This is a genomic window from Pseudomonas sp. RIT357 (assembly GCF_000632245.1).
In the GTDB taxonomy this organism is placed as follows: Bacteria; Pseudomonadota; Gammaproteobacteria; order Pseudomonadales; family Pseudomonadaceae; genus Aquipseudomonas; species Aquipseudomonas sivasensis.
In genome coordinates this window covers 134,827-152,032 of record NZ_JFYX01000004.1, presented here as the reverse complement: position 1 = coordinate 152,032, position 17,206 = coordinate 134,827, and the positions used below count along the sequence as shown (strand labels likewise).

The following is a 17,206-nucleotide window of genomic DNA, read 5'->3' as shown; positions in this document are numbered from 1 at the left end:
CCAGGGATGCTCACCATGTTCGATTCGCTCAAAGCCATCAGCCGTCGTGTTGTCGGCGTGTTTCTGACCGTGGTGGGGGCCGTTTTCGGCCAATGGCATCCTCCGCTGTGGCTGCGTGCTATCGGCCGTGGCGTGGAAAAACTTGGGAGTAAAGCCCGTGCTTACCCGCGTCAAACGGGTGCCGGAGTGCTCGGGCTAGCACTGCTCGTGGCCGCTGGCTTCTACGGCTGGCACTGGTATTCCAATCTGCCGCAGCCGCATACCGCGAGCTACTCGCTGCACAAGCCCAACCTGACTGACTACGCCCAGCCAACGCCAGTTGTGGATAACTTGCAAGTGCGCTTCGCCGAGTCCGTGGCGCCCCTTGCGGCCATCGGCAAACCCGTCACCGAGGGCATTACCCTAAAGCCCGAGGTCGCAGGCACCTGGCGCTGGGCGGATGACCGTAGCCTGTTGTTCGTGCCGGAGAAAGACTGGCCTATCGACGCCCATTACACCCTTGATCTGGCCAAGAAAAACCTGTTGGCAGATGGCGTATTGCTGGATCAGTACAGCACCCAGTTCTCCACCCAACCGTTCCGCGCCACCCTGGCCGCCAACGAGTTGTACCAGGATCCATCCAACCCGACGCTAAAGCAGCTGGTGGCGACCTTCCATTTTTCCCACCCTGTGGATGAAGACAGCCTGCGCAAGCACGTAACGGTGACCCTCGACAAAGGCCTGACCTACCGCGACGCCCAATTACCAAATCGCCCGGAGATCACCTTCGACGAGAAAAAACTCAACGCCTACGTACGCTCCGCAGCCTTGGCCACCCCGCTGGAAAGCACCCCGGTCAGCGCCAAACTCGACGAAGGCATCAAGGCTCGCGATGGCGGCAACGCCAGCGCCGCATCGTTGGTGGCCAAAGTCACCGTACCCGGTCGCTATCGCCTGACATTTACGGGCGCCGAAATCAGCTTTGTGGATAACGAACGCGCAGAGCCAGAGCCTGTGCTGATGTTCAGCAGTTCCAGCGCTGTAGCCGATGACACCATCGCCGGTAAAGTCCAAGCCTGGCTGTTGCCGGAAAAAGCCCAGGACGACACCCGCCCCTATAACACCAATGAGATCGACGACGCCCTGCTCGCCCGCAGCACCAAGGTCAACCTGACCCACGTGCCGAGCGTCGAACCGCTGAACACCCTGCACGCCTTCAAGTTCAAGGCCCCTGCCGGACGTGCGCTGTATGTACGCGTGCCCGCTAACCTGGAGGCCATCGGCGGCTATCTGGCGAAGGATCCTACGGCGTCGCTGGTCAGCATGCCGGCGTATCCGCGCACCTTGCAGTTCCTGTCTGACGGCGCCCTGCTCAGCCTCACTGGCGAGAAACGCCTGGGCTTCATGGCCAGGGGAGTGCCCGGCGCCCACGTGGAAATCGCCCGCCTGTTGCCCAACCAGTTGCAACACTTGGTGGGCCAGAGCAGCGGCAGTTTTGCGCGGCCGAACTTTGGCAATGAGTACTTCGATCGTATGGTCGAGCGTCAGTCTCTGGACATTCCTCTGTCATCCAATGACCCGGCCAAAACCGTCTACGACAACGTAGATTTGAGCCACTACATCACCGCCAACGGCGGCCGTCGCGGCATTTTCGTGCTCAAGCTGAGCCCACAGGATGAACCGGCCGAGCGTACGTTCGAATATGAACGCAGCAGTACCAGCGACCTGCGGTTTATCGTAGTGACCGACCTCGGCATCATCGCCAAACGCTCCAGCGACGGCAGTCACGACGTGTATGTGCAGTCCATCGGTAATGGTTCGCCGGTGGCCGACGCGCAAGTCGACATCATCGGTCGCAATGGCTTGCCGGTGAGCAGCGGTCACACGGACAGCGAAGGCCATGTGCATTTCGCCAAGCTGGATGAACTGCGCCGTGAGAAAACGCCGCTTATGTATGTGGTCAGTCGCGGCAATGACCAATCGTTCCTGCCAATTGCCCGTCAGTCCCAGCAGCTGGATTTGTCGCGCTTTGATGTAGGCGGTTTGGAAGAAGACGGTGCGATTGATCGCCTCAGCGCCTACCTGTTTACCGACCGCGGCCTGTACCGACCCGGCGAAACCGCCCACCTGGGCATGATCGTGCGCAGCGGCAACTGGAAAGGCGCCTTGCAAGGTCTGCCGGTGGAGCTGCAAATCACCGACCCGCGCGGTCTGGAAGTGATTCGCCAGCCACTGAAGCTCTCCGCCAGCGGGTTTGAAACCTTTGATTTCCCCAGCAGCGAAGTAGCCCCAGCCGGGGAATACACCGCGACCTTGCAGTTGATTGGCCAGAAGCAAACGCGCACAGACCTGGGCAGTGTCAGCTTCAAAGTCCGCGATTTCGAGCCGGACCGCATGAAGGTCAGTTTGAGCCTGCACGACACGCCGGTGCAGGGCTGGATTCCCCCGGACCAAGTGGTGGCTAAAGTCACCGCCATGCACCTGTTCGGCGCCCCGGCCTCGGGCCGTCGCGTTACTGCAAAAATGTCACTGAGCCCGACGCTCGCGGCATTCGACCGTTACCCCGACTACCGCTTCCGCCTCAATGATTCCCTGGAAGACGCCAGCACCGAAGACCTGGCCGAAACCACCGTCGACGATAACGGCCAGGCCGTGCTCGACCTCAACCTGCAACGTTTCGCCAACAGCACCTATCGTTTGCAAGTGATGACCCAGGTGTTCGAGGCTGAAGGTGGCCGCAACGTGGCGGCGCAAAGTGCACTGCTGGTGTCGTCCGCACCGTACCTGGTGGGTGTGAAAAGTCAGGATTCGCTGTCATACGTCGCTAAGGACGCCCCGCGCCAGGTGCAATGGCTGGCCGTCGCGCCAGACCTCACACCGCTTGCGGTGGATGGCTTGACCAGCGAAGTGGTCGAGCACCGTTATGTGTCGGTGCTGGTGAAGCAATCCAACGGCACCTACAAGTACGAGTCACGTATCAAGAACATCAGCCAACCGGCCTCACCGCTGGTGATGACCAAAGACGGCGCCAAGCAGACCCTGAATACCGGTACGCCAGGGGATTTCACCCTGCAACTCAAGGACGCCAACGGCAACCTGCTCAACCAGATCGACTACAGCGTGGCCGGGCGCGGCAACACCTCGCGCTCCCTGGAGCGTAACGCCGAGCTGCAACTGCGCCTGGATAAACGCAGCTACGCCACCGGTGATGAGATCGCCATCAGCATTCGCGCGCCGTACACCGGCGCGGGCTTGATCACCATCGAGCGCGACAAGGTCTACACCCAGCAGTGGTTCAAGGCAGACAGCACCAACAGCGTGCAACATATCCGCGTGCCTGCGGGCCTTGAGGGCAATGCCTACGTCAACGTGCAGTTCGTGCGGGACATCGGTTCGTCCGAGGTTTATATGAGCCCGCTTTCCTACGGTGTGGTGCCCTTCAGCATCAACCTGGACGCGCGGCGCATGGCACTGAAGGTCGACGGCCCGGCGAAGATCGAGCCGGGGCAGACCCTCGACATTAAGGTCAACACCGACCGCCCGGGTCGCGCCGTGATCTACGCGGTGGACGAAGGCATCCTGCAAGTAGCGCGCTATCAAACGCCTGATCCGCTGGGTTTCTTCTTCCAGAAGCGTGCGCTGGAAGTCGGCACCAGTCAGATTCTTGACCTGATCCTGCCGGAGTTCAGCCGCCTGCTCAGTGGGGCGGCGCCTGGAGGCGATACGGAAGGCGCCCTGGCTAATCACCTCAACCCGTTCAAACGCAAACATCAGCCGCCAGTGGCGTGGTGGTCCGGGCTTGTGGATTTGCCGGTCGGTGAAACCGTGCTGCATTACCAGGTACCCGACAGCTTCAACGGCAAGTTGCACCTGTTTGCCGTCGCGGTGGATACCGACAGCGTGGGCGTCAGCGAGACCACTACCGACGTGCGCGGCCCGATCGTGATCACGCCCAATGTGCCGGCCTTCGTGGCGCCGGGGGATGTGTTCAACGTCAGCGCCGGGGTGTTCAGCAACCTCGACGCGGCAGCGGATGTGAAATTTGAAGTGCAGACCAGCGCCGGCCTCGTGGTGCAGGGCGACAAGGGCAGCACCTTGTCACTGCAACCGCGCAAAGAAGGCACTGCCGAATTCAAGATCAAAGTCGGCGACACCCTCGGTTCGGCAGACCTGCGCTTTGTCGCGGTGCTGCCGGATGGCAAGCGGATCCAGGTGGCGGAAACCACGTCAATCCGCCCCTTGAGCGAACACCGCGTCGCTCTGAGCCTGGGCCGTTTCGACAGCGCCAGCAAAGAACTCAAGCCCACACGTGAACTGTTCAGCCAGCTGCGTGATGTGCAGTTGGGCGTGGCCGCCTCGCCGCTGGTATGGGCCAACGGCCTCAAGCATTACCTGGATGACTACGGCTATGCATGCACCGAGCAATTGGTGTCCAAGGCCATGCCGGCATTGATCTGGGGCGGCACCGCACCCGAGGCTGAACAAGCCTTCAGCAACGCGGTCCGCATGTTGCGCCAGCGTCAAAACCAGGCCGGTGGCTTTGGATTGTGGGCAGCCAACCCTGACGTGGCGCCGTACGCCAGCCTGTACGCCACTGATTTCCTGATCGAAGCCAAGGAGCGCGGGCTGCCGGTGCCGGAAGACCTGCTGGTGCGTTCCAACGCGTATCTGACAGACCTGGCCAACGGCCCGAGCGAAGGCCTGTCGGAATTGCGCAACCGTGCCTACGCCAGTTACCTGCTGAGCCGTCAGGGGATTCTGGTGAGCGGCGCGCTGAGCGACATCCGCGAGCGCTACGAGAGTTACTTCAAGGACAGCTGGCAGAACGACCTGGGCGCCGCCTACCTGGCTGCCAGCTACAAACTGCTCAAGCAGGATCGGCAGGCCGATACGCTGTTCCGCAAAATCCCGTGGCGTTCGCTTGTGGATAAGTGGGACAGCGACGGCCTGTACTACGACCCGCTGGTGCACGATGCCGAACACTTGCACCTGCTGGCGCGCCATTTCCCTGAACTGATGGATGACGTGCCCACCGCGCTACTGGATAAGCTCGGCAAACGCCTCAACGAGCAGCGCTACAACTCGCTGTCGGCGGCATTGTTGCTGCGCGCCCTGGACAACTATGGCCAGCGCGCGCAAAGCGACATGACCCTCAAGGCCACAGCCTGGCTGGGCGATAAACAGCAACAATTGCTGGAAATGGCCGGCCAGCCACCGCGCGCCGCCGTACCGCGCGCCACGCAGAAGCTGGTCATGGAAAAATCCGATGGCCCGGCAGCGTTCTACATGCTCAGCGAAGCCGGTTTTGATAAAGGCGCCAAGCTCAAAGCCATCAACAACGGCCTGGAAATCATCCACGAATACCTCGACCTCAAAGGCGAGCCGGTGAGTAAGGTAGCCGTGGGTGATGAGTTCCTGGTGCGCTTGCGCCTACGGGCTACCGACCGTGACCAAGTGCAGCAAGTGGCCGTGGTCGACTTGCTGCCCGGCGGTGTCGAGCCTGTGTATAACTTGCCTCCAGAGCCGGAAGCAGCGAGCAGCGAGGAAAGCGAAGGCGAAGAATCCGAGTACGTTGAAGCCAGCGAAGAAGAAGCTGACACCTGGCAGGCCCCCATCGGCGAAACCGAGCTGAGCAACTGGCAGCCAGACTACGTGGATGTGCGGGATGATCGGGTGGTGTTGTACGGCACTGCGCTACGTGATGTAGGCACTTTCGTTTACCGCGTACGCGCCACCAACGCAGGGACGTTCAATACGCCACCGGCCTACGCCGAAGGCATGTACGAAACCACCCTGCAGGGACGCGGCAAAGTAGGCCAGCTTGAAATTACCAAGCCTTAAACGCCTGACGCCGCTGCTGGCAGCTGCGGCGTTACTGGCCGGCGTGCGGCTTTGGCCCCATGCGCCGCTGGAACAGGCCATTACCTCCTCCAGGGTCGTATTGGCCGATGACGGCTCGCTGTTGCGTATGACGCTGGCCCAGGACGGTCAATATCGCCTATGGCTACCACTGGAGCGCATTTCACCTTCATTGATTGAGGCACTGCTGCTCAAGGAAGACCGCAATTTCTACTGGCACCCGGGGATCAATCCCCCGGCGTTGCTGCGGGCGGCCATGGCCACCTACAGCGGAGGCCAGCGCCAAGGCGGCTCGACGTTGAGCATGCAACTGGCGCGTCGCCTGTGGGATCTCAACACCCGCCAAGTGCCCGGAAAATTGCAGCAGATGGCGTTGGCGCTGTGGCTGGAAGCGCGCTACAGCAAGCACGACATCCTTGAGGCGTACCTGAACCTGGCGCCCATGGGCGGCAATATCGAAGGCGCCGAAGCGGCCAGTCGCATCTACTTTGGCAAGGCGGCGGCGCACTTGTCGCTGTCCGAAGCGTTGGCATTGGCGGTAATCCCCCAACAGCCCGGCCGTCGAGCACGCTTCGGGCCTTCGCTGCAAAACGCCCGGCTGCGCTTGATGGCTGACTGGCGCGAGACTTATCCACAAGACCCGCGTAATGACAGTTTGCTGGACTTGCCCTTGGAAGCGCGCAACCGCCAGCAAATTCCTTTTTTGGCGCCACACTTGAGCGAGCAATTGCTGGCATCTCAAGCTGGTAATGAGTTGAACAGCACGCTCAATCTGCCTTTGCAACAATTGCTGGAACGTCTGATCACCGGGTTTATCGCCGAACGGCGCAGCACCGGGGTGGAGAACGCCACCGCGATCCTGATCGACAGCCGCGATCAGAGCGTCAAGGCGCTGGTGGGCTCAGCGGACTACTTATCCACAGGCATCCATGGACAGGTCAATGGTGTGCTATCACGGCGCTCGCCGGGGTCTACGCTCAAACCGTTTCTCTATGGGCTGGCGCTGGACCAAGGGGTGATCCACCCCATGAGCATCCTCAAGGACTTACCGAGTAACTTCGGCTACTTCCAACCGGAAAACTTCGACGGCAGTTTTGTCGGCCCACTGACGGCCCGGGATGCGTTGATCCGTAGTCGCAATATCCCCGCCGTGTGGCTGGCCAGCCAGGTCAAGTCGCCTTCTCTATACGGCTTGCTGCAACGCGCCGGCATCAAAGGCCTACGCGACGAAAGCCATTACGGCCTGGCCCTGGCACTGGGTGGCGGCGAGATGACCCCGGAGGAGCTGGCGCGGCTGTATGTGATGTTGGCGGGAGACGGGCATTTACGGCCGTTGCGCTACTTGCAGCAACAGCCGCAAACCACCGGCGCACAACTGCTTAGCCCGCAGGCTGCGTTTATGGTGCGCGACATGCTGCGCCGCAACCCACGCCCAGATGGCCTGCCCGGCCGCCATTGGCGAACCGCCTGGAAAACCGGTACGTCATGGGGTTTTCACGATGCGTGGAGCGCCGGACTGGTCGGCCCGTATGTGTTGGTGGTGTGGGTGGGTAACTTCGATGGTCGGCCAAATCCAGCGTTTATTGGTGCCAAGACCGCCGCGCCGCTATTCTTCCGCATTGCTGACGCTTTGCCCCTGGCATTACCCAACGTCGCGATCAAAGCCGACAAGCCGCCCGCGGGGCTGGTGCGCATTGATGTCTGCGCTGCCTCCGGTGAGCTGCCCAACCGCTGGTGCCCGCAAACCCGCAAGACCTGGTACATCCCCGGCGTCTCGCCGATCCGTGTTTCCAACCTGCACCGCCCGGTGCTGATCGACACCCGCACCGGCAAAGCCGCGTGCCCGCCGTTCGATCCGCAATACACACGAGAGGACATCTTCGAGTTCTGGCCCAGCGACGTTCAACGCCTGTACCGAGCAGCCGGCCTGCCCCGCCGAACCCCGCCCAACGTGATGAAAAACTGCCAACCCAACCGCATCACCGACCAGAGCGAAGCGCCGCAGATTCGATCGCCACTGACTCAGGTGAGCTACCAACTGCGCTTGTCTCAACCCCAGGAAAGCATCCCGCTGAACGCGAATGCGGCCAGCGATGCGGCGACGCTGTACTGGTTCGCTGATCAAACCTTGATCGGCCAAGGCACGCCGCAAGCCACGCTGAACTGGAGGCCGGGCAAGTCAGGGGAATATCGTTTGCGGGTGAGTGATGATCAAGGACGCAGCACAAGTCGGGGGTTGCGGGTGGAGTTTGTGCCTTAGGAGCAGTTGTCACCCTCAGCAAGCTCAACATAATTCGATTCCCCGCCTCCAGTCGCACCCGATAACCAACCCCATACAAAGCTCAGGCTGGTACGCCCAGACGTATCCACAGTCACTGTGCCTCGCGACCAACCGGACAGCAGCTCACCGTCCAGCGTCAGGCACTGAAAAAGCAGCTCAATGGTATCGGCGCCGGTCACGCGACCGACTTGCGTCCCCGTGCGGATTCGGCCGCCTTGGTAGGTGCTGGATAGGGCATCACCGTCGACACGGTAATGAAACACCGTGCCGGTACCGGAAAGCCCATGGGTGTTATTCGCGACCACAAATCGGCGATTGTGCAAACGCTCGCCGAGGTGGGGAAAGGAAGATGGCATCAACGTGGCGTCCTTGCGTTGAAACCTGGAGACCCGATGGGCCTCCAGGTGAGCGAGGTATTACTCGACTGTCACCGACTTGGCCAAATTACGCGGCTGGTCTACGTCAGTGCCCTTGAGCACGGCCACGTAGTACGACAGCAGCTGCAGCGGGATGGTGTAGAGGATCGGCGACAAGGTGTCGTTGATGTGCGGCATGTTGATGACGTGGGTGCCTTCGCCATTGATCATGCTCGCCTTCTCGTCGGCGAATACCACCAGTTGGCCGCCACGGGCGCGTACTTCCTGCAGGTTGGATTTGAGCTTTTCCAGCAGTTCGTTGTTCGGCGCCACAGTGACCACCGGCATGTCGTCATCCACTAGGGCCAACGGGCCGTGTTTCAGCTCGCCGGCCGGGTAGGCTTCGGCGTGGATGTACGAGATTTCCTTGAGCTTGAGGGCACCTTCCATCGCCACCGGGTACTGCGCGCCACGGCCAAGGAACAGGGTGTGGTTCTTGTCGGCGAACAGCTCGGCGACTTTTTCCACGACGCTGTCCATGGCCAGTGCTTCGCCCAGGCGAGTCGGCAGGCGGCGCAATTCTTCCACCAAGGTAGCTTCAACACCTTCGGCCAGGGTGCCTCGCACTTGGCCCAGGGACAGGGTCAGTAGCAACAAACCAACCAGTTGGGTGGTGAAGGCTTTGGTGGAAGCTACGCCGATTTCGCGACCCGCCTGGGTCAGGAGGGTCAGGTCGGACTCACGTACCAAGGAGCTGATACTGACGTTGCAGATCGCCAGGCTGGCGAGGAAGCCCAACTCTTTGGCGTTGCGCAGCGCGGCCAGGGTGTCGGCGGTTTCGCCGGACTGGGAGATAGTCACGAACAGGGTATCGGGCTGCACCACCACCTTGCGGTAGCGGAACTCACTAGCGACTTCGACCTGGCACGGGATGCCAGCCAGGTCTTCCAGCCAATAACGGGCAACCATGCCGGCGTGGTAGCTGGTGCCACAAGCGACGATCTGCACATTGCGCACTTTGGCGAACAGCTCGGCGGCCTGGGGGCCGAACGCGTTGACCAGCACTTGGCTCTGACTCAGTCGACCTTCCAACGTGCGCTGGACCACGGCAGGTTGCTCGTGGATCTCTTTGAGCATGAAATGGCGGTACTCACCTTTATCGGCCGCTTCGGCGCCGTCGCGGTATTGCACAGCTTCGCGTTCGACGGAATTACCGTTAACGTCCCAGATCGCCACGCTTTCACGGCGTATGTCGGCGATATCGCCTTCTTCCAAGTACATGAATCGGTCGGTGACCTGACGCAGGGCCAGTTGGTCGGAAGCGAGAAAGTTCTCGCCCAGGCCCAGGCCGATCACCAGCGGGCTGCCACTGCGGGCGGCTACCACACGGTCCGGTTGGCTGGCACTGACGACGGCCAGGCCATAGGCGCCGTGCAGTTCCTTGACCGTGGCCTTGAGAGCGGTGGTCAGGTCGCTGTGGTCCTTGAGCTTGTGATTGAGCAGGTGGGCGATGACTTCAGTGTCGGTGTCTGAGGTGAACACGTACCCCAGGCTCTTGAGCTGTTCGCGCAGCACTTCGTGGTTTTCGATGATGCCGTTGTGCACCACGGCCAGGTCACCGGAAAAGTGCGGGTGGGCGTTACGTTCGCACGGTGCGCCGTGAGTGGCCCAGCGAGTGTGGGCAATCCCCAAACGACCTACCAGCGGTTCGCCGGCCAGGGCCTGCTCCAACTCACTGACCTTGCCCGGGCGACGCATGCGCTCAAGCTTGCCGGCGTTGGTGAAGACGGCCACGCCGGCGCTGTCGTAGCCACGGTATTCAAGGCGCTTGAGGCCTTCGATCAGAATGGCGGTAACGTTACGTTCGGCGACTGCGCCAACAATTCCACACATGGTGCTTCTCCTAGATGATTGCCGCGCATATCAGCGTAATGCCGCGGGCTTGGATCTGGTCGCGGGCCTCAAGCGGCAGGCGATCATCGGTGATAAGGGTATGGACGCTGCTCCAGGGCAGTTCCAGGTTGGGAATCTTGCGGCCGATCTTGTCGGATTCGACCATCACCACCACTTCACGGGCGACCTCGGCCATCACACGGCTCAGACCCAGTAATTCGTTGAAGGTGGTAGTGCCACGCTGCAGATCGATGCCGTCGGCGCCGATGAACAATTGATCAAAGTCGTAGGAACGCAACACCTGCTCGGCGACCTGGCCCTGGAACGAGTCCGAATGCGGGTCCCAGGTGCCGCCGGTCATCAACAGCACCGGCTCGTGTTCCAATTCGCTCAAGGCGCTGGCTACGTGCAGGGAGTTGGTCATGACCACGAGTCCGGGCTGGTGGCCCAGTTCCGGGATCATGGCGGCGGTGGTGCTGCCGCTGTCGATGATGATGCGGGCGTGTTCCCGCAAACGCATCACGGCAGCACGGGCGATCGCACGCTTATAGGCCGAGATCGGTTGGGCAGGATCGCCTACCAGTTCCTGAGGCATGGTGATCGCACCACCGTAGCGGCGCAGCAACAGGCCGTTACTTTCTAGGGCGGCCAAGTCCTTGCGGATAGTGACTTCCGAGGTTTCGAAACGCTTGGCCAATTCGTCCACGCTGACTTCGCCCTGTTCGTTGAGCAAGGTCAGGATGTTGTGGCGTCGTTGGGGTGTATTTCGTTTCGACATGGTATTTATAAGTTTCGTTTCGAAAGATAACGAAGGCAATCAAAACCTATTAGGACTATATCGTCAAGCGTCTGGAACAGATTCTTCAAACAACGCAGGCCAAATGTGGAAGGGGGCTTGCCCCCGATTGCAGTCGATCAGTCGATCTAGAACATTGACTGAAAATCCGCCATCGGGGACAAGCCCCCTCCCACATTTGGATAGCACTACTGATGAGGCTGTGGATAACTCAGGTCTTTTTGATTTTGACCGGGCGTTTCCAGCCGTCGATATTGCGTTGGCGGGCCCGAGCTACGGCCAGTTGGGATTTATCCACATCCTGGTTAATGGTTGAGCCTGCGGCAGTGTTCGAACCATCACCGATCGTCACGGGCGCAATCAGCGAGTTATTCGAGCCAATGAATACGTCCTCGCCAATAGTGGTCTGGTACTTGTTGGCGCCGTCGTAGTTGCAGGTGATTGCGCCAGCGCCGATGTTGCTGCGAGCACCGATCACCGCATCGCCGAGGTAGGCAAGGTGGCCGGCCTTTGCGTCGTCGCCCATTCGTGCATTTTTCAGTTCGACGAAGTTGCCGACATGCGCTCTGGCCCCCATCACAGTGCCCGGACGCAACCGAGCAAACGGGCCAGCATCGCTGCCCTCGCCCATCACCGCGCCGTCGATATGGCTGTTGGCCTTGATCACCACGCCCTTGCGCAGGGTGCTGTCCTTGATCACGCAGTTCGGGCCGATGACTACGTCGTCTTCGATGATTACGCGACCTTCGAGGATCACGTTGATGTCGATCAGCACGTCGCGCCCCACGGTGACCTCACCGCGTACGTCAAAACGCGCAGGGTCACGCAGGGTCACGCCCTCAGCCATCAGGCGGCGACCTTCTCGCAGTTGGTAGTGACGCTCCAGTTCGGCCAACTGTTTGCGGTCGTTGGCGCCCTGCACTTCCATAGGGTCGTGGGGCTGCTCGGTAGCTACCAGCAGGCCATCACTCACGGCCATCTCAATCACGTCGGTGAGGTAGTACTCACCCTGAGCGTTGTTGTTGGACAGACGGCTCATCCAGTCGGCGAGCTTGTTGCCAGGCACGGCGAGAATACCGGTATTGCCTTCAGTGATGGCACGTTGGGCCTCGCTGGCGTCCTTGTGCTCAACGATGGCCGCGACCTTGCCATCGGCATTGCGCACGATGCGTCCGTAGCCGGTGGGGTCTTCCAGTTCCACGGTGAGCAGGCCCATCTGACCAGGCACTACGTGCTTAAGCAGGCGTTGCAGGGTTTCCACTTCGATCAGCGGCACGTCGCCGTAGAGGATCAGCACGGTGTCAGCGGTAATGAACGGCACAGCTTGCGCGGTGGCGTGGCCGGTCCCCAGTTGTTTGTCCTGCAATACGAAATTCAGGTCATCCGCAGCCAAGCGCTCACGCACTGCATCGGCACCGTGGCCGATCACTACGTGGATGCGTTGCGGGTCCAACTGCCGGGCGCTGTGGATAACATGGCCAAGCATGGAGTTGCCGGCCACCGGGTGCAGCACCTTGGGCAGGGCCGAGCGCATGCGGGTGCCCTGGCCTGCGGCGAGAATGACGATTTCAAGAGACATGAATGGCTACCAATCCTGGACGGTCCGGCTTCAGACCAAAGATGTGTTTTGCTAAAAAAGAAAAAGGGTAGCCGAGGCTACCCTTTTTAATCAATCGCGCATAAGCATCACGGCGTAGCCGCTTACTTCTTGCGGATCTGCTGGAGCGTGCGCAGCTGAGCTGCAGCCTCGGCCAGACGTACAGCAGCAGCGCTGTAGTCGAAGTCCGCACCCTTTTCGTTCAGGGCCTTCTCAGCAGCCTTGACGGCTTCCTGAGCGGAGGCTTCATCCAGATCGCCAGCACGTTGCACGGTGTCGGCAAGTACCTTGACCATGTTCGGCTGAACCTCAAGGAAACCACCGGAGATGTAAAACACCTCACGTTCCCCGCCTTGCTTGGTCAGAGTGATCGGACCTGGCTTCAAGCTGGTGATCAACGGCGCGTGGCCCATGGCAATACCCAGGTCACCGAGTTCGCCGTGTGCAATCACCATTTCTACCAGACCGGAGAAGATTTCCCCTTCCGCGCTGACGATATCGCAATGGACTGTCATAGCCATCTGATTGCCTCAACCTGATGAGCGCCCGTTTCCGGGCGCCTGGATTACAGTTTCTTGGCTTTCTCGATCGCTTCTTCGATGCCGCCGACCATGTAGAACGCTTGTTCTGGCAGGTGGTCGTAGTCACCGTTGAGGATGCCTTTGAAGCCAGCAATGGTGTCTTTCAGGGAAACGTATTTACCCGAAGCACCGGTGAAGACTTCAGCCACGAAGAACGGCTGCGACAAGAAGCGCTGGATCTTACGAGCACGGTTTACCAACTGCTTGTCGGCTTCCGACAGCTCGTCCATACCCAGGATCGCAATGATGTCCTTCAGTTCTTTGTAACGCTGCAGCACGTACTGAACGCCGCGAGCGGTGTCGTAGTGCTCCTGGCCGATCACGTTCGGGTCCAGCTGGCGCGAAGTCGAGTCGAGTGGATCGACCGCTGGGTAGATACCCAGGGAAGCGATGTCACGGGACAGAACGACGGTGGCGTCCAAGTGGGCGAAAGTGGTCGCAGGCGATGGGTCGGTCAAGTCATCCGCAGGTACGTATACCGCTTGGATCGAAGTGATCGAACCTTCCTTGGTCGAAGTGATACGTTCTTGCAGAACGCCCATCTCTTCAGCCAGGGTCGGCTGGTAACCTACTGCGGAAGGCATACGGCCCAGCAGTGCGGATACTTCAGTACCGGCCAGGGTGTAACGGTAGATGTTGTCGACGAACAGCAGAACGTCGTTACCTTCGTCACGGAACTTCTCGGCCATGGTCAGGCCAGTCAGTGCTACGCGCAGACGGTTTCCCGGCGGCTCGTTCATCTGACCGTAAACCAGTGCCACTTTGTCCAGAACGTTGGAGTCCTTCATCTCGTGGTAGAAGTCGTTACCCTCACGAGTACGCTCACCCACACCGGCGAACACGGAATAACCGCTGTGCTCGATGGCGATGTTACGGATCAGTTCCATCATGTTTACGGTCTTGCCTACACCGGCACCACCGAACAGACCGACTTTACCGCCCTTGGCGAACGGGCAAACCAGGTCGATAACCTTGATGCCGGTTTCCAGCAGGTCGTTGCCGCCAGCTTGTTCCGCGAACGAAGGTGCTGGACGGTGAATGCCCCAGCGCTCTTCGGTGTCGATCGGACCAGCTTCGTCAATCGGGTTGCCCAGTACGTCCATGATCCGGCCCAGGGTCGCTTTACCGACCGGTACGGAGATGGCTGCGCCAGAGTCGATTACGTCCAGACCGCGCTTCAAGCCTTCGGTGGAACCCATCGCAATGGTACGAACTACGCCGTCGCCCAGCTGCTGCTGAACTTCCAGAGTAGTTTCCGCGCCTTGTACTTTCAGCGCGTTGTAGATGCTCGGTACGCTGTCGCGTGGAAATTCCACGTCGATAACGGCGCCGATGATTTGAACGATACGTCCGCTACTCATAGCTGGATCCTCTGAATATTTGAACCGTTAAACCGCGGCAGCGCCGCCGACGATTTCCGAGATCTCTTGGGTGATCGCAGCCTGACGCGCCTTGTTGTAGATCAGCTGCAAATCGCTGATCAGATCACCGGCGTTATCGGTAGCGTTTTTCATCGCGATCATCCGCGCCGCTTGTTCAGCTGCGTTGTTCTCGACCACCGCCTGGTACACCTGCGACTCCACGTAGCGCACCATCAAGCCGTCAAGCAGCTCTTTGGCGTCTGGTTCGTAGAGGTAGTCCCAGTGGTGCTTGAGTTCCTGATCCGGAGTCGCCACCAGTGGAATCAATTGCTCCACGGTTGGCTGCTGGGTCATGGTGTTGATGAACTTGTTGGATACCACGGAGAGGCGGTCAATCCGGCCTTCCAGGTACGCATCCAGCATCACCTTCACACTGCCGATCAAATCATTGATCGACGGCTCTTCACCCAGGTGGCTGATAGCTGCAACGACGTTACCGCCGAAGTTACGGAAAAAGGCCGCACCCTTGCTACCAACAACACACAGATCGATCTCGACGCCGTTTTCGCGGTTTACCGCCATGTCCTTGACCAGGGCCTTGAACAGGTTGGTATTCAAACCACCGCACAAACCACGGTCACTGCTCACTACCACATAACCCACACGCTTAACTTCGCGGTCGATCATGAACGGGTGGCGGTATTCCGGGTTGGCGTTGGCCAGATGCCCAATTACCTGGCGGATACGCTCCGCATAAGGACGGCTAGCAGCCATGCGCATTTGTGCCTTGCGCATTTTGCTTACCGCCACTTTTTCCATGGCGCTGGTAATTTTTTGCGTGCTTTTGATGCTCGCAATCTTACTGCGAATCTCTTTTGCGCCTGCCATGTAACACCTATCAGGTTAGCAAGCGGGAGCCTTGCGGCTCCCGCTGCGGCTTACCAGGTTTGGGTGGCCTTGAACTTCTCGATACCGGCTTTCATGCCAGCGTCGATATCGTCATTGAAGTCACCCTTCACGTTGATCTTCGCCATCAATTCGGCGTGATCGCGGTTGAAGTAAGCAATCAGCGCTTGTTCAAAGCTGCCGACCTTGGCGATTTCAACGTCGGTCAGGAACCCACGCTCAGCGGCATACAGCGACAACGCCATGTCAGCGATCGACATTGGGGCGTATTGCTTCTGCTTCATCAGCTCGGTAACGCGCTGACCATGCTCAAGTTGCTTACGGGTCGCTTCGTCCAGGTCAGAAGCGAACTGGGCGAATGCCGCCAATTCACGGTACTGAGCCAGAGCGGTACGGATACCACCGGAGAGCTTCTTGATGATCTTGGTCTGAGCGGCACCACCCACACGGGATACCGAAACACCGGCGTTCACTGCAGGGCGGATGCCCGAGTTGAACATGGCCGATTCCAGGAAGATCTGACCGTCGGTGATGGAAATCACGTTGGTCGGAACGAACGCGGAAACGTCGCCAGCCTGGGTTTCGATGATCGGCAGAGCGGTCAGGGAGCCGGTTTTGCCGGTCACTGCGCCGTTGGTGAACTTCTCTACGTACTCTTCGGAAACGCGGGATGCACGCTCCAGCAGACGGGAGTGGAGATAGAACACGTCGCCTGGGTAAGCTTCACGGCCTGGTGGACGGCGCAGCAGCAGGGAAATCTGGCGGTAAGCCACTGCTTGCTTGGACAGATCGTCATAAACGATCAGCGCGTCTTCACCGCGGTCGCGGAAGAATTCACCCATGGTGCAACCGGAGTACGGTGCCAGGAATTGCAGCGCAGGAGATTCCGAAGCACTGGCAGCCACGATGATCGTGTTGGCCAGGGCGCCGTTTTCTTCCAGCTTGCGAACCACGTTGGCGATGGTCGATTGCTTCTGACCAATAGCTACGTAGACGCAGAAAATGCCGCTGTTCTTCTGGTTGATGATCGCGTCGATTGCCAGAGCGGTTTTACCGATCTGACGGTCACCGATGATCAGCTCACGCTGGCCACGGCCGACAGGGATCATGGCATCGACAGCCTTGTAGCCAGTCTGTACAGGCTGGTCTACCGACTTACGCCAGATCACGCCTGGAGCAACTTTCTCGACCGCGTCGGTCTCGGTGTTGCCCAGTGGACCTTTACCGTCAACAGGGTTACCCAGTGCGTCGACTACGCGACCCAGCAGTTCCTTACCAACCGGAACTTCCAGGATGCGGCCTGTGCACTTGGCGCTCATGCCTTCAGCAAGACTGGTGTATGCGCCCAATACAACGGCACCTACGGAGTCTTGCTCCAGGTTGAGGGCCATACCGTAGACGCCGCCCGGAAACTCGATCATCTCGCCGTACATAACGTCGGCCAGACCGTGAATCCGCACGATGCCGTCAGATACGCTGACGACAGTGCCTTCGTTACGGGCTTGGGAGGTCACATCGAGCTTGTCGATGCGGCCCTTGATAATTTCACTTATTTCGGAAGGATTGAGTTGCTGCATTGCTCTGCTGCCCCTTCAAA

At 59.8% G+C, this 17,206-nt stretch carries 10 protein-coding genes; 2 read left to right on the top strand and 8 right to left on the bottom strand.

Annotated elements, in window-relative coordinates; genetic code table 11:
- Window positions 1–15: 15 nt before the first annotated feature.
- Complete coding sequence (locus BW43_RS21450; protein WP_032885175.1) at window positions 16–5,820, top strand: alpha-2-macroglobulin; 5,805 nt, start codon at window positions 16–18, stop codon at window positions 5,818–5,820.
- Entirely contained in the window at window positions 5,801–8,098 is a 2,298-nt protein-coding gene (gene pbpC / locus BW43_RS21455) for a penicillin-binding protein 1C (RefSeq protein ID WP_032885173.1), read from the top strand. The genes BW43_RS21450 and pbpC overlap by 20 nt, the downstream gene beginning before the upstream one ends.
- Here the strand turns inward: pbpC and BW43_RS21460 are convergent.
- The 8 genes from BW43_RS21460 to atpA all read right to left on the bottom strand — a co-directional run bounded on the left by BW43_RS21460 (window position 8,095) and on the right by atpA (window position 17,186).
- On the bottom strand, window positions 8,095–8,475 hold the full coding sequence (locus BW43_RS21460; RefSeq protein WP_032885171.1) for a hypothetical protein: 381 nt from the start codon (window positions 8,473–8,475) through the stop codon (window positions 8,095–8,097). The two genes, pbpC and BW43_RS21460, sit on opposite strands and share 4 nt — an antisense overlap.
- Window positions 8,476–8,535: 60 nt before the next feature.
- Complete coding sequence (gene glmS / locus BW43_RS21465) at window positions 8,536–10,368, bottom strand: glutamine--fructose-6-phosphate transaminase (isomerizing) (RefSeq protein ID WP_032885169.1); 1,833 nt, start codon at window positions 10,366–10,368, stop codon at window positions 8,536–8,538.
- 10 nt (window positions 10,369–10,378) lie between these two features.
- Window positions 10,379–11,146 carry a DeoR/GlpR family DNA-binding transcription regulator gene (locus BW43_RS21470; protein ID WP_024078249.1) on the bottom strand — a complete coding sequence of 256 codons (768 nt, stop codon included), beginning with the start codon at window positions 11,144–11,146 and terminating at the stop codon, window positions 10,379–10,381.
- A gap of 229 nt (window positions 11,147–11,375) precedes the next feature.
- A complete protein-coding gene (gene glmU / locus BW43_RS21475) occupies window positions 11,376–12,743 on the bottom strand; it encodes a bifunctional UDP-N-acetylglucosamine diphosphorylase/glucosamine-1-phosphate N-acetyltransferase GlmU (RefSeq protein WP_032885167.1) in 1,368 nt (455 codons plus the stop codon).
- A 122-nt stretch (window positions 12,744–12,865) separates the two neighbouring features.
- Window positions 12,866–13,282 (bottom strand): F0F1 ATP synthase subunit epsilon, encoded by a 417-nt coding sequence (locus BW43_RS21480; RefSeq protein ID WP_032885166.1) that lies wholly within the window; start codon window positions 13,280–13,282, stop codon window positions 12,866–12,868.
- Window positions 13,283–13,326: 44 nt separating this feature from the next.
- On the bottom strand, window positions 13,327–14,703 hold the full coding sequence (gene atpD, locus BW43_RS21485) for a F0F1 ATP synthase subunit beta (protein WP_003177062.1): 1,377 nt from the start codon (window positions 14,701–14,703) through the stop codon (window positions 13,327–13,329).
- 27 nt (window positions 14,704–14,730) lie between these two features.
- The gene (gene atpG, locus BW43_RS21490) at window positions 14,731–15,591 is read right to left on the bottom strand and encodes a F0F1 ATP synthase subunit gamma (protein ID WP_010565870.1); all 861 of its coding nucleotides are present in this window, start codon (window positions 15,589–15,591) and stop codon (window positions 14,731–14,733) included.
- Between the two features lie 50 nt (window positions 15,592–15,641).
- Window positions 15,642–17,186, bottom strand: a complete 1,545-nt coding sequence (atpA, locus tag BW43_RS21495) for a F0F1 ATP synthase subunit alpha (RefSeq protein WP_003177064.1) — start codon at window positions 17,184–17,186, stop codon at window positions 15,642–15,644.
- Window positions 17,187–17,206: the final 20 nt, after the last annotated feature.

Excerpts from the sequence above, each read along its gene's own strand:
- atpG (WP_010565870.1), bottom strand. The coding sequence starts at position 15,591 with ATGGCAGGCGCAAAAGAGATTCGCAGTAAGATTGCGAGCATCAAAAGC.
- glmS (WP_032885169.1), bottom strand. The coding sequence starts at position 10,368 with ATGTGTGGAATTGTTGGCGCAGTCGCCGAACGTAACGTTACCGCCATT.
- BW43_RS21470 (WP_024078249.1), bottom strand. The coding sequence starts at position 11,146 with ATGTCGAAACGAAATACACCCCAACGACGCCACAACATCCTGACCTTG.
- atpD (WP_003177062.1), bottom strand. The coding sequence starts at position 14,703 with ATGAGTAGCGGACGTATCGTTCAAATCATCGGCGCCGTTATCGACGTG.
- BW43_RS21450 (WP_032885175.1), top strand. The coding sequence starts at position 16 with ATGTTCGATTCGCTCAAAGCCATCAGCCGTCGTGTTGTCGGCGTGTTT.
- BW43_RS21480 (WP_032885166.1), bottom strand. The coding sequence starts at position 13,282 with ATGGCTATGACAGTCCATTGCGATATCGTCAGCGCGGAAGGGGAAATC.
- BW43_RS21460 (WP_032885171.1), bottom strand. The coding sequence starts at position 8,475 with ATGCCATCTTCCTTTCCCCACCTCGGCGAGCGTTTGCACAATCGCCGA.
- atpA (WP_003177064.1), bottom strand. The coding sequence starts at position 17,186 with ATGCAGCAACTCAATCCTTCCGAAATAAGTGAAATTATCAAGGGCCGC.
- glmU (WP_032885167.1), bottom strand. The coding sequence starts at position 12,743 with ATGTCTCTTGAAATCGTCATTCTCGCCGCAGGCCAGGGCACCCGCATG.